This is a genomic window from Bacillus canaveralius (assembly GCF_002860125.1).
Classification (GTDB): Bacteria; Bacillota; Bacilli; order Bacillales; family Cytobacillaceae; genus Bacillus_BJ; species Bacillus_BJ canaveralius.
This window is the reverse complement of record NZ_PGVA01000026.1, coordinates 57,394-83,426: the sequence shown is the minus strand read 5'-3', so window position 1 is coordinate 83,426 and position 26,033 is coordinate 57,394. Positions and strand designations below refer to the sequence as shown.

Below are 26,033 nucleotides of genomic sequence, written 5' to 3'. Positions count from 1 at the left end.
ATTGGAAAAATCGCGGATATATGAAATTTTTCGCGGATAAGATGGCCGTTCGAAGCAAAGTTTACACAGATACGTGACCAACATCCATCTTCAAATGCTACATTAGCTTATTTTGCTGCTTTCCGCATTAGCTCTGAAACGGAATCTGCGATAAAAACTAATATTAGGTAACAAAAAATGATCAAAGTAATGTCCGAGTAATGGAAATAACTCATGCTCATTTTAAATTGCTGGCCAAGGCCGCCTGCACCGACAAAGCCGACGATGATGGTGGTCCGCATAATCACTTCCCAGCGATAGAGGATAAAGGTAAGAAATTTCGGCATCACAGCTGGTATGATTCCGTAGATGAAAAGCTGGCTGCGGCTCGCTCCGCTTAAGCTGAGATTGCGGATTGGCCCAGTGTCAATGTCCTCAATGACCTCGGCACATAATTTGCCAAGAATGCCAAAGTTATGGAGAGCAAGCGCGATCGCTCCAGGAAGGATACCGGGTTTAAATATAAAAATAATGATCATTGCCCAAACAAGTTCCGGTACCGCTCTGCTAAAAATATAGATGCTGCGGACAATCACAAAGAATACCCTTCCATACCAGCCTTTATTCATCGTGAGTGATCCATTCGCGATTTTGCTTGCAGCCGGGATCACGGTCAAAAACATGGCGATGGTCGCAAAGCCAATCGCCATGATGCTCATCATGAACGTGTCAAAGGTTAACGCCAATGCATCGCTCCAGCTTTCCCAGCTTGCAAAGGCAGGAAGTTCTTCACCGATTCCCATCAATCCTCTTACAAACTGTACCGCATGGTTTAGATTCTTTTCAGTGAAAAGCCCAATTAAACTAGCCTTTTCGACAACTGTGATAAATAACCATGAGCCTATCATGAGTAGAGCGGCAAAAAGCAGCGAAATCTTCCCTTGATAAGGTCGTGCTTTATCATCCAAGAAGCTGTTCCTGATCTGGTTGCTCCAAAGATCAACTAGCACAACAATCGCGATTAGGAAAAACATAAACGTCCAAACTTCGGAATAGTTTAGATCGTCTAGAGATAATTGGAGTTGGTATCCTAATCCGCCAAGGCCGACAAAGCTCATAATCGCTGATGACCGGATCGCACATTCGAACCGGTACATCGTATAGCTGATCATGTTTGAGCGCACGGCAGGGAAGTAACCATAAAGCAGGCATTGGAGCTTGGAGGCACCTGCAGCTTTCAGTGCTTCGATTGGTTTTTGCGGCACGTCATTCAACATATCAGCAAAGATTTTGCCAAGGATCCCGCCATAAGGAATCGCCAGGGCAAAAATCGCACTGAACGGGGTCAAGCCAAAGGCCGCAACAAATAACCATGCCCAAATCAGTTCATGAATCGCCCTCATAAAACCAAGAATGCCTCTGAAAAAGCCATTTGAAAGGAAAGCCAGCTTTTTGCCGTCCGATAGAACTCCTGACGCGAAAATTCCAAACAAAAAAGCGAGAAGAATCGCAAGCGTCATCCCCGCTACTGCATATGCAAGCGTTATTCCGGTTGAAGAAATCCCCAATAATAATATCTGAGGTGATAGGTCAGGCTGAAGCAGGGATTCAAAAAGCTGGGCCAATGTTGCGGCCCCGCCATGATGAACGAGCTCTTCATTCCAATTGACTCCAGTCAGGCTCAAAATAAAAATAAAGCTGAGCAGAAGCGTAAGCAGCAGCTTTTTATGAAATTGCAAGCTGTCAATCATTTTTCGCATCAGCTCAGCTCCTTTATTTCATAAAGGCTCTTTAATTCAGCATCGGTTACTGCAGATGCCGGCCGATCAAAAAGAATCTGCCCTTTACGGATTCCGATAATCCTGGTGAAATATTTTCGGGCATAGTCGACTGAATGGAGACTGCTCACCAGTGTTTGCTGTTCTTCCCGGACAAGGCTTGTCAGCATGGAAAGGACATCTTCGGCGCGAGCCGGGTCTAGCGACGCAACCGGTTCATCCGCCAAGATGATCTCCGGTTTTTGCAGGAGCAGCCTCGCCATAGCCACACGCTGCTGCTCCCCGCCGGAAAGCTTTGAGGTCCGGGTAAACATTTTATCAAGCAGCCCGACTCTTGTTAATGCCTGTTTAGCCAGGTTTTTTTCTCGAGGAAAAACGAGTGAAAACAGCGATTTAAAGAAGCCCCATTCGGCCAATTTGCCCGCGAGCGTGTTATGAATGACCGCCAGTTCGTTAACAAGGTCAAACTGCTGGCGAATGACGCCGATTTTTTTGGCTCTTTGTTTGCGGCCTTTGATTTTACTTGGAGCTTGTCCGTCAATTAAAAGGGTTCCGCCGTCAGGATCCTCAATCAGAGCTAATAAATTGAGCAAGGTTGTTTTTCCTGCACCGCTCGGTCCGATGACGGCGACCAGCTCTCCGCGCGTAACAGAGAGTGATAGGGCAGATAATACCGTTTTTCCATCATAGCTTTTGGAGAGTTGATTCGTCTTGATGACTGTCTCGGATTGCATTTTTCTTCACCTACTTGATGATCTCCAATTCTTTGGCAACTTCTTCGATTGCCTTGTAATTGGCGCTTTCTGTTTTAATAAATCGATCGGTAAAGAACAGATCAAGAATCTCTTTCTGCTCTTCATCCATTGAAAGAAGAGCATTTGTTATTTTTTCTTTCGTACCTTTACCAAATTGATCGTCTACATCGTTAACCGTCCAATTATAATCATAATAAGCGGGAGTCGTATAAAAAACGTCTACTTTGCTCGTATCAACCTTGTTTTCCTTAACTGCACTTGTCCACACTGCTTCATTTAAAGCTCCAGCCTGGAAGGACCCAGATTCGACCAGTTTGTATGTTTTGTCATGCGAACCGGAAAAGTTCGGTTCTCCGTCGAAATCGGTGTTCGGGTCGATTCCCGCTTCCATTAAATAATAGCGCGGCATTAAGTGCCCTGAAGTGGAACTCTCACTGCCAAATGTAAAGCTTAAAGACTTTAAGTCTTCGAGGCTTTGTAGATTCAAACCTTTTTGGGCAATAAACACTGAGTGAAACTGCTCGTCGATCGGGCGTTGGGCAATTGCTTCAGATTCGGGAACAAGGCTGCGGGCCTGGACACCAGTAAGGCCGCCGAACCAGGCAAGGTGGATTTCTCCGCGTTCAAATGCCGTCACGAGGGCGGCGTAGTCGACCGAAGGGACGTATTCTACTTTCAATCCTGTTTCGTCATGTAAATATTTCGCCGTTTCTTCCATGCTCCGATTCAAATCAGCGGCACTCTGGTCAGGAATTGCCCCAATCTTGAATACGTCCTCCGTCGTTTGCTCTGAGCCGTTGCTTGAACAAGCCGCCAATAAAAAAGTCGATAACAGTAACACTATCCATTTTCTCAATCAACTCACCTCAAAATTAATGAAAAATTATTTTATAAAAGATTGTACTGTAACTTTTTTCACATTGGTTCTGTTTTAACAGCAAAATTGAACCCCTCCTTGTGAAACAGGAGGGGAATGATTGGTTGTAAGCTAAGCTTTGCTGACCTGCTGGGACCATTCTTCGACATCCCAAACCTTTGTCACCCAATCCTCATAAAAATCGGGCTCATGGCAAACTAAAACAACTGTGCCTTTATAGGCTTGCAGAGCGCGTTTTAATTCTGCTTTCGCCGTAATATCCAGGTGGTTGGTTGGCTCGTCAAACAATAGCCAATTGCTTTCGTGCATGAGCAGCTTACATAACCTTACTTTCGCCTGTTCGCCACCGCTCAGCTGATTTAGAGGGCGGGAAATATGCTCGTTTTTCAAACCGCAGCGGGCGAGAGCCGCCCGGACCTGATGCTGGTCCAACCCAGGAAATTCAGTCCAGACATCATCGATTGGGGTCAAGTTTTCGGCTTTCACTTCCTGCTCAAAATAAGAGGGAAACAGAAAGTCTCCCCGCTCAATTTTGCCGCTCAATGGTTCAATTTTTCCGAGCATCGTTTTTAAAAGCGTCGACTTGCCGACACCATTGCAGCCGACAATCGCAATTTTATCACCGCGTTCAATTGTCATCGACATTTTGGGAAGCAGGGGATGGCTGTAGCCAATTTCAAAATCGGTCCCTTCAAATACATATCTGCTGCTGCCGCGCGCTTCTTTAAATTCGAATGTCGGTTTAACTGCCGTTTCGGGGCGGTCAATTCGTTCGAGACGGTCAAGTTGTTTTTGGCGGCTTTTCGCGCGCCCTGTTGTCGAATAGCGCGCTTTATTTTTTGAGATAAAATCCTCTTGTTTCTTAATGAAATCCTGCTGCTTTTCGTAAGCATTGAGATGCTGGTTTTTGTTGATTTCAGCCAGCTCAAGAAATTTTTCATAGGTCGCCGTATATCGGCTTAGTTTCGAGAATTCGAGATGAAAAATAACGTTGGAAACTTGATTCATGAACTCGGTATCATGGGAGATTAACAAGAAAGCGTGTGGGTATTCCTTTAAATAACCGGTGAGCCAGCGGATATGCTCAACATCCAAATAGTTGGTCGGTTCATCAAGCAATAGGACCTTCGGCTGCTCAAGCAATAGCTTTGCAAGCAACACCTTTGTTCGCTGCCCACCGCTCAGTGCCGAAACATCGCGGTCGATTCCGATAGCATCGAGGCCAAGCCCGCGCGCCGCTTCTTCAATTTTTATTTCCAATGAATAAAACCCGCCAGCATCAAGCTCATCCTGGATTTCACCCATTTTTTCAAGCAGAATTTCCAGCTCTTCCGGTGAAGCATCTGCCATTTTTGCGGTGACTTCGTTTAATTCCTGTTCTTTTTGAAAGAGCGGAAGAAAGGCATCACGCAGTACTTCACGGATCGTGCGGCCCGGAGTCAGTATCGTATGCTGGTCCAAATATCCGTATTGGACGCCGGGAGTCCATTCTACCTTTCCTGAATCGTGAATCAATTGCGCTGTGATTATATTCATTAAAGTGGATTTGCCAACACCGTTCGCTCCCACTAAACCTACATGATCCTCTGCCAATAATCGAAAGGAGACATCCTTAAACAAGGTCCGGTCTCCGAATGTATGACTCAATTTATCTACAGTCAATAAGCTCATTTCTTCGTCTAGCCTCACTTTTTAAAAAAATCATTCAATGTCAATCATACTAAACAATCAGTGAGAACACTAGACCTTTGCCTCAGATTGAAAAATTATACAGTTTAGCTGTCGTTTTGGACGCTTCTTCCTGGATAAAACCGCAGATCTTCATTCAATGGATTTGCTTTTGCCGACACAAAGTCCGGTTCAAGTTTATAAATCGCTGTCTTGCTGCCTAAAGATGAACGATATTTTACAACATGAGCCTCGGCAAGCGGCTGGTCATAATAGTTGGGGACATATTTTTGAAGCATGCACTGCATGACGGCCGTAGCTGCGGCTGGATCGGTTACCTTTGACAATTTCCCCTGTATAACCACACTAAAATAAGCTGTGTCCGTTTTGGCTGGTACAGGATCCACCATTGTTCCATATTCTTCACAGACGGTGAAACAGGCAAGCGGGTTGTTGTTTATAATCGTAATTTTCCTGCCCTCAGAAGCCCCATGAAAATAAATAGCTTGTTCATGCCAGATAAAGTTAAGTGGAATGACATATGGAGTTTGGCCATCACTTAATCCCAAGTAGCCAATTCGGCTCTTCAATAAAAATTCATTGCTTTTTCCTTCGTCTTGCACCGCTAGTTTTTGCTGTCTCATATGATTCATTTTCTCGCTTCCCTTCAAGCTTTATTATGATAGTATGATTTTAATAGGTTATTGACCCCTTTAAAAGTGTCAGATTTGAATAATATAAAAAGGTCAGATTAGGGGGAAGAGAAATGGACTTTATTGTTTTTCTGAACAAGAATTTAAAACAGCCCCTTTATTTCCAGCTTTATTCTTATATAAAAAAGGAGATCGAAGCGGGCAGTCTTGTTGCGGGAGTAAAAATGCCCCCGATTCGCCAATTGGCAATCCATTTACGCGTCAGTAAAACGACGATTGAAACGGCTTACCAACAGCTGGTTGCTGAAGGGTATTTGGAAAGCAGGGCGAAAAGCGGGATCTGGGTTTCCCCGCAAGAAGAAATAGGGCTGGCCACACAGAGTATTAAACACGAAGACGATTTTTCAGTCGTGAATGAAGCAACCGTACGATATAACTTTGAGTATGGTGATATCGCAGTTGAAAGCTTTCCGATAAAGAAGTGGAAGAGGTCGATTAATGAGGCCTTGTCAACGGGCAGAGCTGATCTTCTTTTATATGGTGAGAGACAGGGGAGCCTTGCTTTAAGAGAGGAACTGGCGAAATATTTGAACCAATCGCGGGGAATTTCATGCAGCCCGGGGCAAATCGTGATTACGGCGGGTACACAGCCTGCAATCAGTACACTTTGCCAGCTTTTGTCCCTGTCAGGACAAAGAGTTGCGTTTGAAAATCCCGGCTATGATGGGGTTAGAACTGTATTTGCAAACCTTGGCTGCAGCCTTTCACCTGTGACACTCGAAGAAGATGGCATCAATATCGGTGAACTCGAAAATACTGGCGCGAATCTTGTTTACGTGACACCGGCCCATCAGTTTCCGCTCGGAATGGTGTTATCGATTCAAAAGCGAAAAAAACTGCTGCAGTGGGCCGAATCAGGGGAGCGGTTTATAATTGAAGACGATTATGACAGCGAATTCCGTTATTCAAGCCAACCGATCCCGCCATTAAAAGCAATGGATTATGATGATAAAGTCATCTATTTAGGAACTTTTTCAAAAGCATTTATGCCCGGGGCAAGGCTTAGCTATATCATTCTGCCGCAGCAACTTTCATCCCTGTTTAAAACAAAGCTCGCCAATTACAACCAGTCTTCTCCGCCGCTGATCCAAAACGGCCTCGAGCTTTTTATGAAGCAAGGCGATTTTGAACGGCATATCCGGAAAATGAGGAAAGTATACCAGCAGAAACACAGAATGCTGACAGCCTCAATTAATTTATACATGGGTAATCGAATCGAAATGATCGGACAAAAAGCGGGCTTACATCTTCTGATAAATGTCGATAATCGTGACTTTATGGATTTAAAGGAACGGGGACTGCAACAAGAAGTACTAATTCACTCGCCTGAAAAGTTTTGGATTAATCGCGGCGATTGTCCGAAGTCCCTCGTCATGCTTGGGTTTGGCGGATTAACAGAGATGGAAATCAGGGAAGGAATTGAGCGTTTGGGCAAGGCCTGGTTTTAAATCGATGAGGACATTGATTTGAATGAATTTCATAAACTCCTTTACTGTACATAAAGAGAACGCGTATTCACGCTCAGAAGATATACCCCTCGAGTTATTTACCCTTTCTCAAACAAAAGAAATTTCCTCTGGCCCTTATCAAAAGAAGCTTGCATATGGCTGTCAATAGAAGTTTTGAATTGGCTTGAAAAAAGAATAAAATAACCCTTTCTAACTGTCCTTATTAAATGTACAATGTTAGTAAATATGTTAAATTAATAGTGGATAAGCCTTTTATATCAACTTTTAAATCTATGTTAATGTACGTATGGAAAAGACAGTTGTTTGTTTTGAATTGACAAAACTCAGGTGGGAGGATTTTAAATGTCAAGCAGTGTATTAAATCATTTTTTAAGAAAAAATCTTGAGGACTTAAAGGAAAAGGGACTATACAATATCATCGATCCGCTTGAAAGCCCGAACGGTCCATTGATTAAGATTGCTGGTAAAGAACTCGTCAACCTTTCTTCAAACAATTACCTCGGCCTTGCTACGGACCAAAGATTAAAGGATGCGGCATTTAAAGCAGTCGAGCAATTTGGCGTGGGGGCCGGGGCGGTCCGAACGATCAATGGAACACTGAAATTGCATGTCGAACTTGAAGAAAAGCTCGCGCAATTCAAGCATACAGAAGCAGCGATTGCCTATCAATCCGGCTTCAATTGTAACATGGCAGCAATATCAGCGGTTATGGACAAAAATGATGCGATTTTGTCAGATGAGCTAAACCATGCCTCGATTATTGACGGATGCCGTTTATCACGGGCAAAAATTATCCGCTACCGTCATTCCGATATGGAAGACTTGCGTTTAAGGGCGAAAGATGCAATCGAATCAGGCCAGTACAATAAAGTGATGGTGATTACGGACGGAGTTTTTTCAATGGACGGGGATATCGCAAAGCTTCCGGAAATTGTTGAAATCGCCGCAGAATTTGATCTGATTACCTATGTTGACGATGCACATGGCTCAGGAGTGCTTGGTGAAGGGGCAGGGACCGTCAAGCATTTCGGCCTCTCCGAGAAAATTGATTTTCAAATTGGCACGCTCTCAAAAGCGATTGGAGTGGTGGGCGGCTATGTCGCAGGCAAAAAAGAGTTAATCGATTGGTTAAAGGTCCGGAGCCGCCCATTCCTGTTCTCAACGTCATTAACACCTGCGGATGTGGCAGCGTCAATCAGGTCAATTGAAATATTAATGGAAAGCACTGAATTAAATAAACGCCTATGGGATAATGCCAATTATCTAAAAACCGGCTTGAAAGAACTTGGTTTTGATATTGGCGCTAGTGAAACACCGATTACTCCATGCATCATTGGCGATGAAGTGAAAACCCAGTTGTTTAGCAAAAGATTGAATGATGAAGGAGTGTACGCAAAAGCGATTGTCTTCCCAACGGTTCCAAAAGGAACAGGCAGAGTCCGCAATATGCCATCAGCTGCCCACACAAAAGAAATGCTCGATCAAGCTCTGTCAATCTATGAAAAGATCGGTAAAGAAATGGGAATGATTTAGCGCTGATTCGGCAATCGACACGAGACCAGATAGAGTTGGGGGACACGATATGAAAAATATTTTAATTACCGGAGCTTTAGGCCAAATCGGTTCTGAATTGGCGGTAAAGCTTCGAAGTATATACGGAGCAGATCATGTTGTCACCACTGACATCCGCAAGACAGACTGCGAGGCAGCCGAAAGCGGCCCTTTTGAAATATTGGATGTGACAAACGGAAAAGCACTGCTTGCAACAGCAAAAAAATACCGTGCAGATACGATCATTCACATGGCGGCGGTGTTGTCAGCTACTGCTGAAGCAAATCCGGTCTTTGCCTGGAATTTGAATATGGGCGGTTTAATGAATGCCCTTGAAATTGCCAGGGATTTAAATTGTCAATTCTTTACACCTAGTTCAATTGGCGCTTTTGGGCCGACAACTCCAAAAGATAATACGCCGCAAGACACGCTGCAACGTCCAACTACGATGTATGGTGTCAATAAAGTAGCAGGTGAATTACTGGCTGACTATTATTTTTATAAATTTGGTGTTGATACTAGAGGGCTTCGTTTTCCAGGCCTTATTTCGTATGTCACCCCTCCGGGTGGAGGCACAACGGATTATGCGGTCGAAATTTATTACGAAGCGGTCAAGCACAAACGCTACACCTGTTATATTGCCCAAGGTACTTATATGGACATGATGTATATGCCCGATGCACTGAACGCGATTATTGAATTGATGGAAGCTGATCCAGCCCGTCTTAAACACCGCAATTCCTTTAATGTGACAGCGATGAGCTTTGAGCCGGAGGAGATTGCGGCAGAGATCCGCAAAGCAATCCCTGAGTTTAAGCTTCATTACCAGGTTGATCCTGATCGCCAGAGGATTGCGGACAGCTGGCCAAATTCAATCGATGCAACAGCAGCTACAGAAGAGTGGGGCTTTACAACAGAATTTGACCTGGCAAAAATGACAGAGGATATGCTGCAGCAATTAGCTGTAAAGCAATCATAGCTTAGCCAACCCGCCCAATTTTGGACGCGTTGTTTTAATGGCGCGCCCTGCAGGGGTGCACCGTAAAAAAGGTGAAATCAGAATCGATTTCACCTTTTTACGTAGATCATCTTGTCTTGTTTTTCAATTACGCGGCCAATGATCACAGCATCAGTGAGGCCATTTTCTTGCAGCGATTTAACATAGGCTTTGGCTTCGTCTGCTCCGAGCGAAACAAGCAGGCCACCAGAAGTAATCGCATCACAAAGGACAAGCTGTTCCTCCAACGAAATATCCGCATATTCGGCATTGTCACTGAGCCATTCATGGTTAGACTTTGAACCGCCGGGAACGACTCCTTGTTCGGCGAGCTCAAACGTACCGTCAAGGACAGGAACATCAGATAGAGTAATTTCGAAGCTGACGCCGCTACCCCCGGCCATTTCGCTGCCGTGGCCGAGCAGGCCAAATCCGGTTACATCGGTAACAGCATGAGGCTGGAACGGTTTTAGCAGCGATGCGGCAGTGCGGTTAAGCATCGCCATTGTTTCGGTTACCTTCCGTTCTTGTTCCGCGGTAACTTTTCCTCTTTTAATGCCTGTAGTTAAAATTCCGGCACCGATTGGTTTTGTTAGCACGAGAACATCGCCAGGCCTCGCCCCGACATTTTTCCAGATTTGCTCCGGATGGACAATACCGGTAACGGAAAGTCCAAATTTAGGCTCCTGGTCATCAATGGAGTGGCCTCCGACCGTAACGGCTCCGGCTTCCTTCACTTTATCTCCGGCACCTCTAAGGATTTCCGCAAGCATATCTGCCCCTAGCTTTTTCACCGGATATCCGACAATGTTAAGTACCGTTTTCGGTTCACCGCCCATTGCATATACGTCACTTAACGCATTAGCAGCAGCGATTGCACCAAACATATACGGATCATCGACGATCGGTGTAAAGTAGTCTAATGTTTGAATTAAAGCAATTGAATCGGTCAGGCGGTAAACTCCTGCATCATCAGAGGTTTCATGCCCGACAAGCAATTCTGGAACTGGTTCTTGCTGTGGTAAAAGACGCAAAACTTGCGCCAGGTCCTCAGGACCAATTTTACAGCCTCAACCAGCTTTTGTTGATAATGATGTAAGACGAATTTTTTCATGCTCGTTCAACTGTCCCACCTCCAATATTCAGTATACCTTTTAATTGTGATCACCGCATATTATAAAACTCATCAATTGCGGAAAAATAACGTTTGTACTAAAATGTCACTAATAACGCGAATTCATTCGCGAATACCACACTTCATGAGGAGGATTTATCATGAATAAATATCAGTTAACCGTTGAATTTTGCATGCAGTGAAACTATGCACCTAAAGCCGCGGGTCTCGCGGAAGAACTATTTACCCATTTCCGTGCAAACATCGGGAAGCTTGAATTGATCCCGAGTTCCGGGGGAGCATTTGAAGTAACAGTCAATGGCAATAAAGTCTACTCCAAGCTCGAAACTGGAGTATTCCCAAAAGCGAATGAAATCATTGAAAAAATGGAGGCATAACGCCTTAACCCCCATCTATTGTGGATGGGGGTTTTGAAATGGATTGATATAAATTTCGGTGGCATAATTCATGAATATATAATATACGATAATTTTATTATGTAAACTAAATAGAGATATATCAATAGAGAATGCCTCTTCTGCTCGTATATGAGGCATTCTTTGTAGAGGGATTATACGGAAAATCTCTTGATTATGGCAGGGTCACAAATCTATTCTGGCCTGACCCAGCCTTATTTTTTGATAAAAAAATTTCGACTATGCCTTGAGCAAATGTTGCATGGACATGCTTATGAATAACTGAAAAAGGAAAAGTGACCTTACGCTGGCGCAGCTGGGGAGTGGCAGAAGTGCTATCAACCGCTGAGATGATAATCGATTTATCTTCAAGAAAGACGGTAATTTGCGAGGAAGGAAACTCACCCAACAGTGCTTCAATAATGATCTCTTGCTCTGTTTCAAACATATCAATTCTGAACGCCGTCTCATCCAAATAATTGGTGAGCGGATCCAGAAAATATTGTTCGAGCCATTTTTCAAGTGACCGTAAATCAAGCGGTTGTTCTTTGCTTTCGTCATTCATGATGATGACCCTCCTTGCTACTATATTATATTCGCTTACATTCTGATATGTGCTGGACATATCAAAATGGTATAATTAACGCGCAAAATGATTTGGAGGGGTTTTCAAAATGAACCAGTTATTGCGTTTAATTCCCCCTGTTCATGAATACCAAAATGACAGCCGCTTTAAGCTGTTGATGGAAGAGCATGGGTTAGATTTTTCAACTATGTCCACTTACGTAAAAAAAACCGTTGACTCAATCAGGAAGCAATTATTACAGGAAGCATGGAAAGGTGCAGCTCCTGGTACATCAGCGTTCTTAGATGATTTTTTCAAGCTGCTAACTGAAGAGCTTGCAGTGCAGACAGGTTATACAATCAAGCGTGTCATTAATGCGACAGGAACGATTTTACATACTAATTTAGGCAGGGCAAGGCTCAGCGAAGATGCAGTCCGGCATGCACTTGAAGCTGCCCGCTATTATTCCAATCTCGAATACAAATTGCCTGAAGGGGAGCGCGGTTCCCGGCATGCCCATGCAGAATCGCTCATAAAACAAATTACCGGCGCAGAGGCAGCAATGATCGTCAACAATAATGCTGCAGCCGTTTTTTTGATCCTGCGTGCCCTGGCATCTGGAAAAGAGGTCGTTGTTTCACGCGGTCAGCTCGTCGAAATCGGCGGCTCATTTAGAGTGTCGTCCATTATGGAAGAGAGCGGGGCCAAGCTCGTTGAAGTAGGAACGACGAATAAGACACATTTAAGCGATTATGAAAAAGCGATTAATGAAAATACAGCCATGCTATTAAAAGTGCATACAAGCAATTTTAAGGTCATTGGTTTTACCGAAATGGTTGATAGTAATGATCTGGCAGCCCTTGCAAATAAGCAACCGGGAATTATTTTCTATGAAGATTTAGGAAGCGGAGCATTGTATGATTTCAGTAAACATGGGATTGGTGAAGAACCTGTTGTCGGCGAAGTGCTAAAGATGGGAGCAGACATTGTCTCATTCAGCGGCGACAAGCTGCTTGGCGGTCCGCAGGCAGGAATCATTGCCGGAAAAAAAACGATCATTGACAGTTTAAAAAAGCATCAGCTCGCCAGGGTGTTAAGGATTGACAAAATGACACTGGCAGCCCTTGAAGCGACCCTGATCGCTTATTTAAAAGGGGAACAGGGAATGAAAAAAATCCCTGCGATCAGGGACTTGCTCACCTCAAAGGAAGAATTAATGGAACGTGCCGAGCACTTTCTTGCAAAGCTTGGAAAAACCGCTACTTTTTCGGCGAAAGCAGTGGACGGAGTGAGCCAGGTAGGCGGGGGAACTATGCCGGATGTTTTATTACCGTCATTTCCTATAGTGCTGAAGTTTAGAGACATTCAGGCTGAGCAGGCTGCCCGGAAGTTGAGAATGGATTATACACCTGCTATCGTTACAAGAATTCACAAGGATGAAGTATACATAGACTTAAGAACGGTGGCTGTCGAGGAAGAAGATTTTATTATAGAAGCTTTACATTCGCTTAAATAAAAAAGGGTGTGGATAGAGCTTTTTCGTTTTTGTGATTTGTCTTAGCTCAGGCGGGGTCTGCCTTTTACACTTACATATATTAGTGTGCGTGATGCTGTTGTCTCGAATGGTTTTCGTTTAACTTTATGTGATCCGCTGAGCAGAGCCGGCTGAGAGTTTTGATCTCCTTTTAGACCGTTTATGTGCATATGTTTGCTCTAAGTTTTTGTTCATACAATCCTTCCTACTGTTAGGATGGAAATATTGCCTCCGATTTATACTGAATAAATTCATAGTGATTGCACAATTTAACGTTACAGATTTTTAAAACAGGAGTGACATTCATGCCTTACCATAAAGATAAACAACAAGCTTTTCAAGCAGCACAGCAGGGAATGGAAAATGCGATGGAGCTTTATTTGGATATTGTCAGGGACAGCGCAAGCTACGGGCATCAATTAAAGCATTTAAAAAATGAAGTGAATGAGGCATACCAGCAAATTGAAAATGCCTTGGAAGTGGCATCAGAGCATCAGCGCATCCAGCTGGAAAAATACCAGCAGGATTTAGAGGAAATGATCAAAGGGGTAGAGGTCGGCGAATAGCCGTGCTGATGAACCCCTTCACATATTTCAGCCCGATACTGTCATGTACCGGGCTTTTATTGTGTTTATATGCGCAAAAAAAACTTTCCTGCAATAATAAAGAAAAAGAAACGACTAGAAAATTATTTTATGATTGTTGCTATGTTCAAGTTTTTTATCAATAACACTTTAAAAATCGTATAAATCATAAGAAAAACTTATCATAAACAATAACTTTCTTGTTATTTACTTATACAGGAGGTTGTATTAACATTAAAATTGTGAGAAAAGAGTGGATGGGAGAAAAAATTCAAACTTTTCGACAATTAATATCATTTGTTATATGATGTTTACGAAAGAGGGGGATACTATATATGGCAAAGAATGATGTTTTTAATGCCCGTAAATTTTTTGAATTGGGCGGGAAGCGCTATCATTATTATCAATTAACTGCTCTTGAAAAAGCCGGAATAGGCAAAGTTACCAAGCTGCCATATTCGATTAAAGTACTGCTTGAATCAGTACTTCGCCAATTGGATGGTCGTGTTATTACGAAAGAACATGTTGAAAACCTAGCTAAATGGGGAACAAGTGAAGTTAAGGAAATAGATGTTCCTTTTAAACCTTCACGCGTAATTCTACAAGATTTCACAGGGGTGCCAGCAGTGGTTGACCTCGCTTCGTTGCGTAAAGCGATGGCAGATATGGGTGGAGACCCGGATAAAATCAACCCGGAAAAGCCGGTTGACCTTGTTATTGACCATTCTGTGCAGGTCGATAAATATGGAACTCCGGATGCCCTTCAGGTTAATATGGAATTGGAATTTGAACGGAATGCAGAAAGATACCAATTTTTGAGCTGGGCGCAAAAAGCATTTGATAACTACCGTGCTGTTCCTCCGGCGACCGGAATTGTCCACCAGGTAAACCTGGAATTTCTTGCAAACGTTGTCCATGCAGTTGAAACGCCTGATGGAGATTTTGAAGCGTTCCCGGACACTCTTGTTGGGACAGACTCGCATACGACGATGATCAACGGGATTGGTGTTCTCGGTTGGGGCGTTGGCGGGATAGAAGCAGAAGCAGGCATGCTTGGCCAGCCATCCTACTTCCCGGTTCCGGAAGTGGTTGGTGTGAAATTAGTAGGTGAAATGCCTAATGGTACAACAGCTACCGACCTGGCATTAAAAGTAACCCAAGTTCTTCGCAGCCAAGGGGTTGTAGGCAAGTTTGTAGAATTCTTCGGTCCTGGTGTTACATCACTTCCTTTAGCTGACCGGGCGACGATTGCAAACATGGCTCCGGAATACGGAGCAACTTGCGGATTCTTCCCGGTTGATTCCGAGTCTCTTGATTATATGCGTTTAACCGGACGCTCTGAAGAACAAATCAAAATTGTCGAAACATACAGCAAGGAAAATGGACTGTTTTTTGATCCATCTCTAGAACCAGTATATACAAATGTTGTTCAAATTAATCTTTCTGAAATTGAAGCGAACCTTTCAGGTCCAAAACGCCCGCAGGATTTAATTCCGCTGTCAATGATGAAGCAATCCTTTAACGAAGCATTGAGCGCACCGCAGGGAAACCAGGGATTTGGGCTAGAGCCGACGGAAATCAATAAAGAAATTACCGTTGATTTTCACAATGGTGATTCCACGAAAATGAAAACCGGCGCTGTTGCTATTGCAGCCATCACAAGCTGTACGAACACTTCAAATCCGTATGTGCTTGTTGGTGCTGGTTTAGTGGCGAAAAAAGCTGTTGAGCTTGGTATGGAAGTTCCGAAGTTCGTCAAAACTTCGTTAGCACCTGGCTCGAAAGTTGTTACAGGTTATTTGCGCGATTCAGGGTTGCTTCCTTACCTGGAACAGCTTGGCTTTAACCTCGTTGGTTATGGCTGTACAACCTGTATCGGAAACTCGGGCCCGTTACGCGAGGAAATTGAAAAAGCTATCGCTGAAAACGATCTTCTTGTTGGTTCGGTCCTTTCCGGCAACCGAAACTTCGAGGGAAGGATCCACCCGCTTGTGAAAGCTAATTACCTGGCATCCCCACCGCTTGTAGTGGCATATGCATTAGCGGGAACCGTCGATATTGATCTCCAAACAGAATCACTCGGCAAGGATCAAAAAGGCAACGATGTATTCTTCAAAGACATTTGGCCGTCAACAGCCGAAGTGAACGAAGTTGTAAAGCGCACTGTTACGCCTGATTTGTTCCGTAAAGAATACGAGCATGTTTTTGACGATAATGCCCGCTGGAACGAAATTCAAACGAGCAACGAACCATTATATTCTTTTGATGACACATCAACTTATATCCAAAACCCGCCGTTCTTTGAGGGCTTAACTCCTGATGCTGGTCATGTGGAGCCTTTAACAGGATTGCGTATTGTTGGCAAATTCGGTGATTCAGTGACGACTGACCATATTTCACCAGCCGGTGCAATCGGTAAAGATACTCCAGCTGGAAAATACCTTCGTGAAAAAGGAGTAGAACCACGTGATTTTAACTCTTATGGTTCACGCCGTGGTAACCATGAAGTGATGATGCGCGGAACATTCGCAAATATCCGAATTCGCAACCAGGTAGCGCCTGGTACAGAAGGCGGCTTCACAACATACTGGCCAACTGGCGAAGTGACATCCATTTACGATGCCTGTATGAAATATAAAGAAGATGGAACAGGGCTTGTAGTTCTTGCCGGAAAAGACTATGGAATGGGTTCTTCCCGTGACTGGGCTGCGAAAGGAACAAACTTGCTAGGCATCAAGACAGTTATTGCAGAAAGCTATGAGCGTATTCACCGCTCAAACCTTGTATTGATGGGTGTACTTCCACTTCAGTTCAAGCAAGGAGAGAGCGCAGAAGTTCTTGGCTTAACCGGTAAAGAAATAATCAATGTGCAAATTGATGAAAATGTAAGGCCTCGTGACTTTGTGACAGTAACAGCTACAGATGAAGACGGCAACAAGAAAACATTTGAAGTGCTTGTTCGCTTTGACTCTGAAGTTGAAATTGATTACTATCGTCACGGCGGTATCCTGCCAATGGTACTGCGTGATAAATTGAAAAACTAGGTAAAATCAACAGGCACCATGCAATCATTGCATGGTGTTCTTTCATTTATACTCGTTTTGGAAATTGTCTTAGAAAATAGGAATAGAAAAGCTCGACATCGGCGTGTTAAAATATTCTTCATAATAATGCATGGCAATGTGAGAGGAGTTACTGATGAATAATACAGCAATCCAATCCGTCACATACGAAAACGGAAAATTATATATATTGGACCAAACAAAGCTTCCCACCATCATCGATTTTTTAGAAATAACCGCTATCGAGGACACCTGGAATGCCATCAAGCAATTAAAGGTGCGCGGTGCCCCGGCGATTGGCATCGCAGCTGCATACGGCTTGCTTCTCGGGCTCAAAGAAGCTCCTGAAGACAGTTTTTCTTCCTTTTACACCGTTTTTAAAGAAAAATCAGATTACCTGGCTGGCTCACGACCGACTGCGGTCAATCTATTTTGGGCGTTACGACGGATGAATGAACGGGCACAGAGTGAAAGCAGCAAGCCTGTCACGTTGATCAAAGCGGCGCTCGAGGACGAAGCGCACAAAATTCGTGAAGAAGATGAACAGGTTTGCCGGAGTATCGGTGAACATGCCATAACCCTTTTGGAAGATGGAATGGGAATCCTGACTCATTGCAATGCCGGTGGAATTGCCACAGCAAAATATGGGACAGCGCTTGCGCCGCTTTATCTCGCCAAAGAACGTGGCTGGGACATGAAGGTTTTTGCGGATGAAACACGCCCTCTTCTGCAGGGAGCGAGATTAACAGCATGGGAATTGATGCAAGCCGGCATCGATGTTACCTTAATTGCTGACAATATGGCCGCCATCGTCATGCAAAAAGGCTGGATCCAAGCAGTAATCGTTGGATGTGACCGTGTCGCTGCAAACGGGGATGCAGCTAATAAAATTGGAACCTATGGTGTCGCGTTGCTGGCCAAAGCCCATAATATTCCCTTTTATGTTGCTGCTCCGATTTCAACAATCGATCTTGCTACTAAAACAGGAGCCGAAATTCCAATTGAAGAAAGGGATGCGGCGGAAATTACTGCTGGGCTTGGCAAACAAACAGCGCCGGAAGGTGTTAAAGTATATAATCCCGCTTTTGACGTAACGCCACATCATTTAATTACGGCGATCATTACCGAAAAAGGGATTTTAAGAGGAAACTTTAAGGAACAACTTCCTAAATTATTTCAATCATCATTAACAAGTTCAAGCTGACCTGAATTGGCCAGCTTCTTTAACGAGTGTTTCGAGAATCGTCACATTTCTGGTTGTTTTTTGACCGTTGGCCACCTTATTTTTTCGCATTTTCTAGGGTAAAATACTTATTAATAGAGGATGACAAAATGGGAAAAGAGGGACAGCATGGTCAAAAAAATAATCGCTGTGGTAATATTGACTGCTTTACTAACCGTGGCGATCGTTCAGGCGATGGAGAAGGAAGAACAGCCAGACAATCTGCCGGGACTGAAAATGGGTGTAAAAGCTCCCGATTTCGAATTAACTGCGTTGACAGGGGAAAAAGTACAGCTCTCTGATTATAAAGGAAAGAAAGTAATGCTCAATTTTTGGGCGACTTGGTGTCCCCCTTGTAAAGCAGAAATGCCTGCCATGGAAAAGTTTTATCGCGACATGAAGGATGAAATCGCTGTTCTGGCGGTGAACATCGACCCAAAAAATGATGTGAAGGGATTTGCTGAAGAAAAAGGAGTTACTTTTACGATTCTTCTTGATGATCAAGAAGAGGTTAGCAAAATTTATCAAATCATATCAATCCCAACGACCTACTATATAGATGAGGCTGGAATTGTCCAAAGTAAACATATTGGCGCGATGACACAAGAACAAATGAACCAGTTCATCAATGAATAACCCGGTCTCAGCGGCACCCAAACATAGGGTGTCTTTTATTATGGCAAATAAGATGTAAGACGATATTTAATTTTCAAAAAGTTGTAATAATTGAAAGCGTTTTTGGGCATAATTACTGTTACTATAATATTAAAGGAGAGTGAAAAGTGATGAGAAAGCCTCGTAAACGTTCTTTTTCCGAGCTTGTTTCGGAAAATAAGCGCCAGCTCCTAAATGACCGTGATGCGATCGAGAAAATAGAAGCCCGCCTTGAACAAAAAAGACTCGATAAGGCAGAGTAGTCCAGCTCTATTTTCCAGTCATGGTTCCTTCTTCTCATGGTAATAATGAAAGAAGGAGGATGATTACATGAGCAAGAACATACATGGAAAAAACCGGCAACAATTCGTCCCAAACCATTTAGGTACTCAACCGCGGGGATTTGGGGGAAATAAAGGGAAACAGATGCAGGACCGCTCTGGTCAGCACCCTCAAGTTATCCAGACAAAAGGGGAATAAATAAAACCCATTATCAGGATTGTCTCGCAATGGCTTGGGTTTTAATACTGACCGCCCAAACCTCCGCCCCAATCAGGGTGGAGGTTTTCTTTTTTCATCAATGTTTCGATCGCAACAAAACAACTCCGATAATAAGAATTCCCCTCTTTTTCCCTTAATTTTTCTCTCGAATTCGTTACAAACTATTTGTGTAGCATCTTAATCCAAAGGAGGAAAACACAATGGCTGACATTAGACCCAAACCGGATGATCGCAGTGATAATGTCGAGAAACTGCAAGAAATGATAGTCAATACGATTGAAAATATGGAAGAGGCTGAAGCGACACTTGACTTTGCCGGACCAGAAGCGCGTGCCCAAGTTGAAGCGAAGAACGAACGCCGCCGTGAAAGCCTGGATGGTTTGCGCCAAGAAGTAAGGGATGAGGCACAGGCGCAGCAAAACCAATAGAAAACTTAAGGAATGATTAAAGGAGGATCTGTTCCAGCGGGGACAGGTCTTTCCCGTTTAAAGCCTGTTATAAAAGGCGGTTCTTTTTTAGCTGCTCATTAAATTATGGTAAGATAGAGAAAATGATCATACAGAATGAGATGGTATTGTGAAACAGCACAAACAGCTAAATCACCAAGATAAAATCACTAACTGGGAACTAGAGCTAAAAGAAACGGGTTGTATTTCGAATGAGGGCGAATTGTTAAAAACAATTTCGCATTTAAATGATGATAAGGACCAGGCAGAATTGTCGGTTTTATATACATTGGCAGCACTATCAAGAAGCCGAAAAAGCCATCAGGATTCACTTGTTTTGGCATGGATGGAAAAAGCCGCTCAGTTTCATCCCTCCAATGAACGGGCAACCTCGTATCTTGCCCAGTTTGAATGGAAAAAGAACCGGGACCTCTTGAGCCGCCTTGTTTTTCCAACGATTAGAGAAACCGATAACCGGACGACAAAACAGAAAATTGCCGACCAATATATTGCTATTTGCCGAGTCTTTTTGGAAGAGGCAGAGGAACAGTTGCAGCAGCTCGAAAAATGGCAAAAAGCTTTAATCGATCTCAACCAGACGGCTATTGAAGCGGTATACGCGAACTTAATAAAAATTTTGCAAGATGTGATTGACTATACATCCCGCTTGTTAAAGGCGGCCGAAGAATATGAGGCTTCGATAAGTGGTGTTTTTTATACATCGACCCGTGTGGAGGATCTGAAAACGAGTCTTGAAGAGATTGAGCGATTAAAACTGGAATGGCTTAGCCTGTTTACGGAAGAAGCAACGAACAGCAAAAACATAAGCCCTCTAGAAGAACTAAATGAGATGATTGGTTTAGAATCGGTAAAGGAAAGAGTGAACAACCTCTACCGGTTTCTAAAGTACCAAAAAGAACGCAAAGCGCTTGGATTCCAAACAAAGGATGCGTTGAACCTTAATATTGTCTTAACGGGAAATCCGGGTACGGGAAAAACAACATTAGCGCGTCTATTCGCAAAAATTTTCCATGAGCTTGGCGTTCTGCCCGGAGAGGAAGTCATTGAAGCAGACCGATCCCAGCTGATCGGTGCCTATGTGGGCCAGACTGAAGAAAACGTCAGAGCGATCGTCGAAAGGGCAGTTGGCGGAGTTTTATTTATTGATGAAGCCTATAGCTTAAAGCGGGACTCACAATCGGGGAGCGATTATGGCCAAACAGCGATCGACACTCTTGTCTCACTTATGACCGGCAGCGAGTATGAGGGCAGATTTGCGGTCATTTTGGCAGGCTACCCTGAAGAAATGAGACATTTCCTCGATACCAATCCTGGTTTGAGAAGCCGTTTTCCAAGTTCCAATCATATTCACCTGGAGGATTACAACGAAACTGAATTGGTTGAGATAGCCGAAAAGCTTGCTTATGAAAATGATTTTATCTTAACAGAAGATGCGAAGAGAGCACTCGGCGAACGGATTGACAGGGAGCGCGTTGACGATACGTTTGGAAATGCGAGAACTATCCGCAACCTCGTTCTTGATGCGATTTTTAAAAAAGGGTCTTCAACTGAAAAACGCAACGATTTTCTAATATATACGCTTCTGGAAAAAGAAGACTTCACGGAAAGAGCGAGGGAGCTTGAAGAAAAACCGCTCAAGCGATTGGAACAGCTAACCGGCTTAGCGACAGTCAAGAATGACGTGAAATCATTAATTTCATTTGTTAAAATGCAGCAGCTCCGCAGAGACCATGGCATGCCGGTTGTGACAATCCAGCTCCACGCCGTTTTTACCGGAAATCCGGGCACCGGGAAAACAACTGTGGCGAAAATTTATGCGCGGTTGCTCAAAGAATGCGGAATGTTGAAACGGGGTCATTTAGTCGTAGCAAGCAGGGCAGATTTAGTTGCAGGCTATGTCGGGCAAACGGCTATAAAAACTAAGAAGAAAATCCGGGAGGCTCTCGGGGGAGTGCTGTTTATTGATGAAGCTTATTCATTGCTCGGAAATGGCCATGGTGATTTTGGCAGGGAAGTGATCGATACGCTAGTTGATGAAATGACAAAGCATAATGAAAATCTTGTTGTCATTTTAGCCGGCTATCCGAACGAAATGGAACGGCTGCTTGATAGCAATCCGGGCGTCCGCTCACGGTTTAAGAAATTCTTTCATTTTCCCGATTATTCTACAGAAGAATTACTTGAAATCATTGAAATATATGCCGCGGCCTATCAATATCAAATAACTGAAGAAGGCAGACAGTTTATACGTGCTTCTCTTAAAGATGCCGACACGTTTGGGAATGGCCGATATGCAACCAATCTTGTTGATGAAGCCATTCAATTTCAGGCACTCAGGTTTATGTCGAGTTATGGAGGAGAAATGCTTTTAGACAAAGCGGCTCAGCTGAATGAAGCCGATTTTGCACAAGCAATCAAAAAAGTAAGTGAAGGGGAATAGAACATGCATGTTGCGGTGAAGGAAATTGAAGTTCGCTATGCTGAAACAGATCAAATGGGGGTTGTCTACCATGCGAATTATCTTATTTGGATGGAGCTCGGCCGCACACAGTTGATTGAAGATTTAGGGTTCAACTATGCAAAACTAGAAGGGGAGGGGATTATTTCCCCTGTAATTGATATTCAAGCATCCTATAAAAAGCCGGTTCGATACGGAGAAAAAGCGCTTGTTAAGACGTGGATTGAAGAATATGACGGGTTCAGGGTCACGTATGCCTATGAGATCGCAGATGAATCCGGCAACATAGCAGTTACAGGCTTATCCAAGCATGTTTGTGTAAAAAAAGAATCATTCAGGCCAATTTCTATAAAAAGAAGTTATCCTGACTGGCATGAGGCTTACGAAAAAGCAAAAAAAGTGGAACAAGCTGCAAATTGACATGAGGTGAGATCGTTGGCATTCGGAATAAACAGACAGGAATTGCAGGATTGGAAAAGGAAAATCTCGGCCGGGGAAATAGCTTTTATAACACATTATTGGCTGGATGAACGTTTCCCAGGCTGTAATACTGTTACAAAAGTAGGCTGCAGCAACATTGAAAAATTGGCAGAATGGGGCGCCAAATATGACCTTAAATCAGAGTGGATTCATAATCGGAAAGACTATCCGCATTTTGACTTGATTGGTTCAAGACAGGTTGAAATTTTGAAGACAGAAGGGCTGTTTGAGCATATTTGGTGAAAGATAGAGGACTTCAATGCAGGTTAAAAGGAAAGCAGACGCCACCAGCGTCTGCCTTAATTAGAGTAGTGATATTCAGGTTCTTCCGCTTCTGAATCGTATTCAATGCGGAGATCATGGTCATCAAAATACCATAAGTCTTTTTCCTCTATATAATAGGTGATGCCGTCCTTATTCGTTTTCGCCCCGATATCAAGCGGCTTTTCATTTGAAATGCCTAGGGAAAAACCTTGCTGGACAGTGCTGCATCCGCCATACCTGGCAAAAAATCGCACAAAGTCACCGTCTTTCAAGAGCATTTCTTGTTTATACCATTCAGCTGCATCATCGCTCACAAAGATATTCATGTGGTTCGGCTCCTTCCATTGCTGTATACCTTCATTATAAAATACAACCGGCATTGAAGCGAGTGATCAACGTCACTACATAGTATGGTCAGATGAAAATTCGCGATACGATCAGTTTAATTTACAGACAAATATCCGATAACACTGGTATTTCAAGCTCGAAACGGCGCCAGACGATTTGGTTTTTACGAGAAGATTACGATATCGTAATTAAACCGCTCAGGATCATGAGCAGATTGAGACAGACATGCCAAATGGCAGCCGGAAGCAGGCTCGCTGATCGAATCGTTAATCCGGCGAGAAAAAGGCCACCAATTGCAATTCCAAGGCAAGAAATAAACGAAAAACCATATGCAAGATGGGAAAATCCGAATGCAGCTCCATTGAAGAGAACGGCCCACTTTTCACCGACGATTGCCGCATATCTTGTTAATAATACTCCTCGCTTTTACCATTAACCGTCACTTTGTTGCTTGAATTTTTGGGAAGATGCTATCTAACCAGGCTTGGGCTAATCGTAAGTCCCGATCTCCGTCTAAAACTACATTAGTTTTGAACGAATGGAGAAGGGTAAAGCAATTTAAAATACAAGGGGTGATCCGATGTTGAAGATGACAGAAAAAGCTTATGATGCAATCCATAAAGCTGTCGAGAAAGAGAAAAAATTTCAGGAAGAAGAGCTTTTCGTAAGGCTTGCGATGGGAATCGGCTGAGGAGGTCCCCAATTAAAGCTGTCTCTGGAGGAGCGGCCGTTAGAAGCTGATGAAGTGATTACATTTGAAGAATTAAAGGTCGTTATTCACGAACGGGATGCTGTATATTTTAACAACATCAAGCTGGATTTTGTCGAAGATGTCCTTGGGACAGGGCGTTTTCAATTGCTGAAGATTTGAGACTTTCATGCCTAATCACGCCCGGGCATTGCCTGGTTTTTCCCGTTTGCAAAGAAAGCGGCGCCCCGGTTATTTTGGGGCAGCCGCTTTTTAATCTTTATCGCAACAATTTTTCAAAAAAAAATTCTAAACAGGCGGATCCATCATCTCTAAAAAATCGATCAATTCATCAAAGTTGTTGATTGTTTTTAGTGGGACTCCTTCGCAATCGTAATCAGGTTGGAAATGAAAAAATTCTAAATGGAACTCTTCGTCCTCATGTTCCTGCACCGACGTTGCGAATATAAGCTCGCCTGTATTCAAGTGCAATTCTTTCATTGTGTAAACACCTTCCTAATCAGTAAATGTTCTTATTACTAGTTTAAACGATATTCCGAAGCAACCCGCGTTATTTCTTGACAAAAAAATGAATTTATCTTGCTGAGAGCAGGAAACGGGAATGGACAAATAGCAGGGATTGTTGTAACAGACCCTGCTTGAGAATATAAACAGCACCCGGCTTCTTTGCAGCAGGGACAAAGCTGCTAAATGGAGGCTAATTCGCTGGCCACAGGGAGAGCAATTTTAAATGTTGCCCCCTGAGGAACCGTACTTTCGACGTATATTTTTCCTCCATTACTTTCAACAATTTTTTTGCACACAGACAAACCGATCCCTGTTCCTGTTTCTTTAGTCGTATAGAAAGGATTGAAAAGCTTCTCGGCCGTTTGCTCAGCGATTCCGCAGCCGTTATCTGTAATAATAATAAACGCACAACCTGAACATACTTGCGTTATTAGTTGAATGTCGCCCTGTCTTTCGGAGCCCAATTCATCGACTGCCTCCAATGCATTTTTGACCATATTGACCAACACTTGTTTCAATTGTTTATTATCGATATGTAAAAGTGCATCTCGCTGGTCATACTCGACTGTAAAACGGATGTTCCGTAAGTGTGCCTCGCTTTCAAAAAGCATGAAAATTTCCCGGATGATCGTATTTAAGTAAACATACTCGGTTTTATTTTTCTTCGGTTTTGCAGCATTCAAAAATTCGTAAATGATATCGTTGGCCCTGTTAATCTCTTCAAGGGCTACGTTCGCATATTCTTCTTTCCCAATTTCATTTAAATATGGTTTGATAAGCTGGATAAAACCCTTCACGGTCGTAAGCGGGTTTCGTATTTCATGGGCAATCCCGGCCGCAAGCTTTTCTACAGTAGTAATATGGCTGGTTGCGATCGCTGCTTCGTGCATTTCTTGTATGGCTTTTTCAAAGGCTTGTTTTTTCTCGGCAAGCTGTCCGTGAAAAAAGGTCAGTTTACGTTCCACTGTAGTGATTAAACTTTGAATTTCTGCCGTATGCGCTTCAGTTGGAAAGCAGAAAAGATGGATCCCGGGTTCGGAAGCGACTTTGTAAATGGTATAAGTTATGAAACCGTAATCCACATGGTTCATTGGAATAGTCAAAGAGGTCTTATTTGAGCATTCAAATAAGAAAGAGCGGAGTTTTTCTTCATCGCGCTCCATCACCAGCTCTGAAAAGGCATATGGCGCTTGAAAGGCCATTTCCGCATACTTCGACGCCATCAATATCAATAAGTTATGCTCAATATAAAAATAGGGGAAAGGCAGTTTTTCTAAAACGTTCTCATATGAGTCCATTTCCGAACCATCCTTATCATTATTATTAAAAAACTGCGTATCAAAATCGCACGGTCAATATAC

Annotated in this window: 27 protein-coding genes; 17 read left to right on the top strand and 10 right to left on the bottom strand. The window is 43.3% G+C overall.

The annotated features are described in order from the left end of the window. Nucleotides 1-107: 107 nt before the first annotated feature. The 5 genes from CU635_RS11750 to CU635_RS11730 form a co-directional block, all read right to left on the bottom strand. Nucleotides 108-1,739: a PhnE/PtxC family ABC transporter permease gene (locus CU635_RS11750; protein WP_101577564.1), complete on the bottom strand. Its 1,632-nt coding sequence runs from the start codon at nucleotides 1,737-1,739 to the stop codon at nucleotides 108-110. After that, entirely contained in the window at nucleotides 1,739-2,491 is a 753-nt protein-coding gene (locus CU635_RS11745; protein ID WP_101577563.1) for a phosphonate ABC transporter ATP-binding protein, read from the bottom strand. Before CU635_RS11745 ends, CU635_RS11750 begins: the two co-directional genes overlap by 1 nt. Before the next feature lie 10 nt (nucleotides 2,492-2,501). Further along, nucleotides 2,502-3,368: a putative selenate ABC transporter substrate-binding protein gene (locus tag CU635_RS11740; protein ID WP_101577562.1), complete on the bottom strand. Its 867-nt coding sequence runs from the start codon at nucleotides 3,366-3,368 to the stop codon at nucleotides 2,502-2,504. Nucleotides 3,369-3,500: 132 nt separating this feature from the next. Next, the gene (locus CU635_RS11735) at nucleotides 3,501-5,060 is read right to left on the bottom strand and encodes an ABC-F family ATP-binding cassette domain-containing protein (RefSeq protein ID WP_101577561.1); all 1,560 of its coding nucleotides are present in this window, start codon (nucleotides 5,058-5,060) and stop codon (nucleotides 3,501-3,503) included. 104 nt (nucleotides 5,061-5,164) lie between these two features. Beyond that, nucleotides 5,165-5,710 carry a pyridoxamine 5'-phosphate oxidase family protein gene (locus CU635_RS11730; protein WP_101577560.1) on the bottom strand — a complete coding sequence of 182 codons (546 nt, stop codon included), beginning with the start codon at nucleotides 5,708-5,710 and terminating at the stop codon, nucleotides 5,165-5,167. A 113-nt stretch (nucleotides 5,711-5,823) separates the two neighbouring features. On the opposite strand from CU635_RS11730, the gene pdxR reads away from it, so the two are divergent. The 3 genes from pdxR (at nucleotide 5,824) to CU635_RS11715 (ending at nucleotide 9,769) form a co-directional block, all read left to right on the top strand. After that, entirely contained in the window at nucleotides 5,824-7,218 is a 1,395-nt protein-coding gene (gene pdxR / locus CU635_RS11725; protein ID WP_101577559.1) for a MocR-like pyridoxine biosynthesis transcription factor PdxR, read from the top strand. 363 nt (nucleotides 7,219-7,581) lie between these two features. After that, a complete protein-coding gene (locus tag CU635_RS11720) occupies nucleotides 7,582-8,772 on the top strand; it encodes a glycine C-acetyltransferase (protein ID WP_101577558.1) in 1,191 nt (396 codons plus the stop codon). Nucleotides 8,773-8,821: 49 nt separating this feature from the next. Then, nucleotides 8,822-9,769 (top strand): L-threonine 3-dehydrogenase, encoded by a 948-nt coding sequence (locus CU635_RS11715; protein ID WP_101577557.1) that lies wholly within the window; start codon nucleotides 8,822-8,824, stop codon nucleotides 9,767-9,769. Between the two features lie 89 nt (nucleotides 9,770-9,858). Here the strand turns inward: CU635_RS11715 and selD are convergent, their stop codons facing one another. Then, nucleotides 9,859-10,911 (bottom strand): selenide, water dikinase SelD, encoded by a 1,053-nt coding sequence (selD, locus tag CU635_RS11710; RefSeq protein ID WP_101577556.1) that lies wholly within the window; start codon nucleotides 10,909-10,911, stop codon nucleotides 9,859-9,861. 151 nt (nucleotides 10,912-11,062) lie between these two features. Between selD and CU635_RS23350 the strand changes: the two genes are divergently transcribed. After that, nucleotides 11,063-11,299, top strand: coding sequence for an Rdx family protein (locus tag CU635_RS23350; RefSeq protein WP_342751453.1), 237 nt, complete (start codon nucleotides 11,063-11,065; stop codon nucleotides 11,297-11,299). Nucleotides 11,300-11,492: 193 nt separating this feature from the next. Here the strand turns inward: CU635_RS23350 and CU635_RS11700 are convergent, their stop codons facing one another. After that, complete coding sequence (locus tag CU635_RS11700) at nucleotides 11,493-11,882, bottom strand: Hsp20/alpha crystallin family protein (protein ID WP_101577554.1); 390 nt, start codon at nucleotides 11,880-11,882, stop codon at nucleotides 11,493-11,495. A 109-nt stretch (nucleotides 11,883-11,991) separates the two neighbouring features. On the opposite strand from CU635_RS11700, the gene selA reads away from it, so the two are divergent. The 11 genes from selA to CU635_RS11640 all read left to right on the top strand — a co-directional run bounded on the left by selA (nucleotide 11,992) and on the right by CU635_RS11640 (nucleotide 23,087). Continuing rightward, entirely contained in the window at nucleotides 11,992-13,398 is a 1,407-nt protein-coding gene (gene selA, locus CU635_RS11695; protein ID WP_101577553.1) for an L-seryl-tRNA(Sec) selenium transferase, read from the top strand. 323 nt (nucleotides 13,399-13,721) lie between these two features. After that, complete coding sequence (locus CU635_RS11685) at nucleotides 13,722-13,982, top strand: hypothetical protein (protein WP_101577552.1); 261 nt, start codon at nucleotides 13,722-13,724, stop codon at nucleotides 13,980-13,982. Nucleotides 13,983-14,335: 353 nt separating this feature from the next. Further along, nucleotides 14,336-17,044, top strand: a complete 2,709-nt coding sequence (gene acnA, locus CU635_RS11680) for an aconitate hydratase AcnA (RefSeq protein WP_101577551.1) — start codon at nucleotides 14,336-14,338, stop codon at nucleotides 17,042-17,044. Nucleotides 17,045-17,198: 154 nt separating this feature from the next. Then, nucleotides 17,199-18,266, top strand: coding sequence for an S-methyl-5-thioribose-1-phosphate isomerase (gene mtnA, locus CU635_RS11675; protein ID WP_101577550.1), 1,068 nt, complete (start codon nucleotides 17,199-17,201; stop codon nucleotides 18,264-18,266). Between the two features lie 147 nt (nucleotides 18,267-18,413). Then, nucleotides 18,414-18,920 (top strand): redoxin domain-containing protein, encoded by a 507-nt coding sequence (locus CU635_RS11670; protein ID WP_101577549.1) that lies wholly within the window; start codon nucleotides 18,414-18,416, stop codon nucleotides 18,918-18,920. Nucleotides 18,921-19,069: 149 nt separating this feature from the next. Then, on the top strand, nucleotides 19,070-19,201 hold the full coding sequence (locus tag CU635_RS11665; RefSeq protein ID WP_101577548.1) for an FbpB family small basic protein: 132 nt from the start codon (nucleotides 19,070-19,072) through the stop codon (nucleotides 19,199-19,201). A gap of 67 nt (nucleotides 19,202-19,268) precedes the next feature. Then, a complete protein-coding gene (locus CU635_RS11660; RefSeq protein WP_101577547.1) occupies nucleotides 19,269-19,418 on the top strand; it encodes an acid-soluble spore protein N in 150 nt (49 codons plus the stop codon). 221 nt (nucleotides 19,419-19,639) lie between these two features. After that, entirely contained in the window at nucleotides 19,640-19,867 is a 228-nt protein-coding gene (gene tlp / locus CU635_RS11655) for a small acid-soluble spore protein Tlp (protein WP_101577546.1), read from the top strand. A 148-nt stretch (nucleotides 19,868-20,015) separates the two neighbouring features. Next, entirely contained in the window at nucleotides 20,016-22,346 is a 2,331-nt protein-coding gene (locus CU635_RS11650) for an AAA family ATPase (RefSeq protein ID WP_245917435.1), read from the top strand. A gap of 3 nt (nucleotides 22,347-22,349) precedes the next feature. Beyond that, nucleotides 22,350-22,784: an acyl-CoA thioesterase gene (locus CU635_RS11645; RefSeq protein WP_101577544.1), complete on the top strand. Its 435-nt coding sequence runs from the start codon at nucleotides 22,350-22,352 to the stop codon at nucleotides 22,782-22,784. 15 nt (nucleotides 22,785-22,799) lie between these two features. Then, complete coding sequence (locus CU635_RS11640) at nucleotides 22,800-23,087, top strand: hypothetical protein (RefSeq protein ID WP_101577543.1); 288 nt, start codon at nucleotides 22,800-22,802, stop codon at nucleotides 23,085-23,087. A gap of 56 nt (nucleotides 23,088-23,143) precedes the next feature. Here CU635_RS11640 and CU635_RS11635 read toward each other — a convergent pair whose 3' ends face one another. Further along, nucleotides 23,144-23,434 carry a HesB/YadR/YfhF family protein gene (locus CU635_RS11635; protein ID WP_101577542.1) on the bottom strand — a complete coding sequence of 97 codons (291 nt, stop codon included), beginning with the start codon at nucleotides 23,432-23,434 and terminating at the stop codon, nucleotides 23,144-23,146. 92 nt (nucleotides 23,435-23,526) lie between these two features. On the opposite strand from CU635_RS11635, the gene CU635_RS23805 reads away from it, so the two are divergent. Beyond that, on the top strand, nucleotides 23,527-23,892 hold the full coding sequence (locus CU635_RS23805; protein ID WP_245917433.1) for a hypothetical protein: 366 nt from the start codon (nucleotides 23,527-23,529) through the stop codon (nucleotides 23,890-23,892). A 309-nt stretch (nucleotides 23,893-24,201) separates the two neighbouring features. Continuing rightward, nucleotides 24,202-24,327, top strand: coding sequence for a hypothetical protein (locus CU635_RS24095; RefSeq protein ID WP_257985657.1), 126 nt, complete (start codon nucleotides 24,202-24,204; stop codon nucleotides 24,325-24,327). Between the two features lie 126 nt (nucleotides 24,328-24,453). Here CU635_RS24095 and CU635_RS11625 read toward each other — a convergent pair whose 3' ends face one another. Continuing rightward, the gene (locus CU635_RS11625) at nucleotides 24,454-24,645 is read right to left on the bottom strand and encodes a hypothetical protein (RefSeq protein ID WP_101577541.1); all 192 of its coding nucleotides are present in this window, start codon (nucleotides 24,643-24,645) and stop codon (nucleotides 24,454-24,456) included. A gap of 206 nt (nucleotides 24,646-24,851) precedes the next feature. Continuing rightward, nucleotides 24,852-25,970, bottom strand: coding sequence for a two-component system sensor histidine kinase NtrB (locus CU635_RS11620; protein ID WP_101577540.1), 1,119 nt, complete (start codon nucleotides 25,968-25,970; stop codon nucleotides 24,852-24,854). Nucleotides 25,971-26,033: the final 63 nt, after the last annotated feature.

Excerpts from the sequence above, each read along its gene's own strand:
- CU635_RS11715 (WP_101577557.1), top strand. The coding sequence starts at position 8,822 with ATGAAAAATATTTTAATTACCGGAGCTTTAGGCCAAATCGGTTCTGAA.
- mtnA (WP_101577550.1), top strand. The coding sequence starts at position 17,199 with ATGAATAATACAGCAATCCAATCCGTCACATACGAAAACGGAAAATTA.
- CU635_RS11635 (WP_101577542.1), bottom strand. The coding sequence starts at position 23,434 with ATGAATATCTTTGTGAGCGATGATGCAGCTGAATGGTATAAACAAGAA.
- CU635_RS11750 (WP_101577564.1), bottom strand. The coding sequence starts at position 1,739 with ATGCGAAAAATGATTGACAGCTTGCAATTTCATAAAAAGCTGCTGCTT.
- CU635_RS11665 (WP_101577548.1), top strand. The coding sequence starts at position 19,070 with ATGAGAAAGCCTCGTAAACGTTCTTTTTCCGAGCTTGTTTCGGAAAAT.
- CU635_RS11620 (WP_101577540.1), bottom strand. The coding sequence starts at position 25,970 with ATGGACTCATATGAGAACGTTTTAGAAAAACTGCCTTTCCCCTATTTT.
- acnA (WP_101577551.1), top strand. The coding sequence starts at position 14,336 with ATGGCAAAGAATGATGTTTTTAATGCCCGTAAATTTTTTGAATTGGGC.
- CU635_RS11745 (WP_101577563.1), bottom strand. The coding sequence starts at position 2,491 with ATGCAATCCGAGACAGTCATCAAGACGAATCAACTCTCCAAAAGCTAT.
- CU635_RS11720 (WP_101577558.1), top strand. The coding sequence starts at position 7,582 with ATGTCAAGCAGTGTATTAAATCATTTTTTAAGAAAAAATCTTGAGGAC.
- tlp (WP_101577546.1), top strand. The coding sequence starts at position 19,640 with ATGGCTGACATTAGACCCAAACCGGATGATCGCAGTGATAATGTCGAG.
- CU635_RS11735 (WP_101577561.1), bottom strand. The coding sequence starts at position 5,060 with ATGAGCTTATTGACTGTAGATAAATTGAGTCATACATTCGGAGACCGG.
- CU635_RS11645 (WP_101577544.1), top strand. The coding sequence starts at position 22,350 with ATGCATGTTGCGGTGAAGGAAATTGAAGTTCGCTATGCTGAAACAGAT.
- pdxR (WP_101577559.1), top strand. The coding sequence starts at position 5,824 with ATGGACTTTATTGTTTTTCTGAACAAGAATTTAAAACAGCCCCTTTAT.
- CU635_RS11730 (WP_101577560.1), bottom strand. The coding sequence starts at position 5,710 with ATGAATCATATGAGACAGCAAAAACTAGCGGTGCAAGACGAAGGAAAA.
- CU635_RS11670 (WP_101577549.1), top strand. The coding sequence starts at position 18,414 with ATGGTCAAAAAAATAATCGCTGTGGTAATATTGACTGCTTTACTAACC.
- CU635_RS11660 (WP_101577547.1), top strand. The coding sequence starts at position 19,269 with ATGAGCAAGAACATACATGGAAAAAACCGGCAACAATTCGTCCCAAAC.
- CU635_RS11700 (WP_101577554.1), bottom strand. The coding sequence starts at position 11,882 with ATGAATGACGAAAGCAAAGAACAACCGCTTGATTTACGGTCACTTGAA.
- CU635_RS11685 (WP_101577552.1), top strand. The coding sequence starts at position 13,722 with ATGCCTTACCATAAAGATAAACAACAAGCTTTTCAAGCAGCACAGCAG.
- CU635_RS23805 (WP_245917433.1), top strand. The coding sequence starts at position 23,527 with ATGAAAATTCGCGATACGATCAGTTTAATTTACAGACAAATATCCGAT.
- CU635_RS11625 (WP_101577541.1), bottom strand. The coding sequence starts at position 24,645 with ATGAAAGAATTGCACTTGAATACAGGCGAGCTTATATTCGCAACGTCG.
- selA (WP_101577553.1), top strand. The coding sequence starts at position 11,992 with ATGAACCAGTTATTGCGTTTAATTCCCCCTGTTCATGAATACCAAAAT.